Below are 2,155 nucleotides of genomic sequence, written 5' to 3'. Positions count from 1 at the left end.
CGCCCGTCACCGCCCCGCCAGGTGCCGCGCCGTCGGCGCCCAGAACGTCCGCCGTCCCGTCCGTCAGCACGTTGCCCGAGGCCTGCGCGCCTTCCGACACGCTGTTGGTGTCGGCATGCGCCGTCGGCACGTCGTCGACGATGTCGATGACGATGGCCGCCGGGGCCGACGACGAGGTGCCGTCAGAGACGGTGAGCGAGAAGCTGTCGGTCTCGGTGACTGCCGGAACGTCCGTCGTCGTGCTGGTCAGCGTGTACTGATAGGCAGCAACGCCGGTTGCCGGGTTGTAGCCGGTGATCAGCAGCGTGCCGTGGTCGCCCTGGAAGACCGAACCGTTGAGGCTGCCAATGGCAACCGTGACGCCGCCGATGGTGACGCTCTGCACGTCGTCGAGCCCGTCGGCGTCCGACACCGTGAAGGTGCCTGTTGCAACCGTGCTGCCGTCGCCGGCCGCCGAACCCGCCGCCAGACCTGCTTCATAGACCTGGTCATGCGCGCCGGCCGGGTTGCCCTGGTCGACGACGATCTGCGGCACGTCGTTGGTGCCGTTGATGGTGATGGTCAGCGTTGCCGTATCGGTCTCGCCGTCGGCATCCTTCATCGTGTAGTTGAAGGTCTCGGTCAGCGTCTGGCCGGCGTCCAGCGCCTGCACCGCCGGATCGGCGTTGTTGAGCGTATAGGTGTAGGTGCCGTCGGGATTGGCCACGAAGGTGCCGTGCGCGCCCGTCGTCGAGCCATCCCAGCTGATGAAGCTCGTCGGCGTGTCGGCGCCCGGCTGGTTGTTGGCATGCAGGTCGTTGGTCAGCACATTGCCGTTGACCGGCGAGAGCGCGTCCTCGCTGATGCTGTTGGTGTCGTCGACCGCATTGGGCACGTCGTCGACGATGTCGATGACGATGGCTGCCGGAGCCGACGACGAGGTGCCGTCCGAAACGGTGAGCGAGAAGCTGTCGGTCTCGGTGACTGCGGGAACGTCCGTGGTCGGGCTGGTCAGCGTGTACTGATAGGCAGCAACGCCGGTTGCCGGGTTGTAGCCGGTGATCAGCAGCGTGCCGTGGTCGCCCTGGAAGACCGAACCGTTAAGGCTGCCAATGGCAACCGTGACGCCGCCGATGGTGACGCTCTGCACGTCGTCGAGCCCGTCGGCGTCCGACACCGTGAAGGTGCCTGTCGCAACCGTGCTGCCGTCGCCGGCCGCCGAACCCGCCGCCAGACCTGCTTCATAGACCTGATCATGCGCGCCGGCCGGGTTGCCCTGGTCAACGACGACCTGCGGCACGTCGTTGGTGCCGTTGATGGTGATCTCGACCGTTGTCGTCGAGGTGTCGCCGTCGCCATCGGTCAGCGTATACGTGAACGTGTCCGTCAGATGCTGGCCGGTGGTCAGCGCCTGGACCGCCGCAGCGCCGTTGTTCAGCGTGTAGCTGTAGTGGCCGTCCGCATCGATCGTGATCGAACCGTAACTGCCCGCCACGGCCGACCCGACATGGCCCGAGGCCGATGTGACCGTGCCTGCCTCGACGCCCGTTACCGTCGCCCCGTCCGCGCCCTTAACGTCGGCGACGCCGTCCGTCACATTCGCGTCCGCGCCGCCGCTGGCCGTGATCACGTTGCCGTCCGCGACCGTCGCGCCGTCTTCCGTCACGCTGTCCGTATCGGCAACCGCGGTCGGCACGTCGTCGACGATGGCGACGGCAAAGGTGGTGCTGGCCGAATCGCCGTCGACGTCCGTGACAGTGATGCTGAAATTGTCCGGAACCGTGTCGTTGGGATCGAATCCGTTCGTGTGCTCGGGATGAGTGACCGATTCGGTCACCGTGTAGTTATATTCGATGGCGCCGGTGCTCGGATTGTAGGAGACAATCGTCAGAAAGCCGAAATCGCCAGGAATCTGCTGGCCGACGCCGGTGACGGCGACACCGTTGATAACGATCGACCCGATTCCATCCGGTGCGTCGATGCTGATCGTTCCGATGCCTGAGGTTTCGGAATTGCTTGGCGCGTCGCTGCCGGGCGATTGTGTCTGGTTGCCATCGAGGCCAGTTTCACTGGCCGCTTCGGTCGGGGCAAGCAGTGACGTGGCCACCACTGAAACCGGCCTGTCGACGATGGACGGGAACAGTTCGCGGCGATCCAGAAGCCCAAACTGCAAGGC

1 protein-coding gene is annotated in these 2,155 nt (G+C 65.8%); it reads right to left on the bottom strand.

All coding sequences use genetic code 11. The features are described 5' to 3' along the window. Positions 1–2,155 (bottom strand): VCBS domain-containing protein (locus tag EN990_RS21955; RefSeq protein ID WP_206526352.1); only part of this gene is annotated, 2,155 nt, incomplete at both ends.

Origin of the sequence: Mesorhizobium sp. M7A.F.Ca.US.005.03.1.1 (assembly GCF_003997975.1) — a bacterium.
Classification (GTDB): domain Bacteria; phylum Pseudomonadota; class Alphaproteobacteria; order Rhizobiales; family Rhizobiaceae; genus Mesorhizobium; species Mesorhizobium ciceri.
Note: the sequence above shows the minus strand (reverse complement) of the source record. Positions and strands in the feature narration are given on the sequence as shown.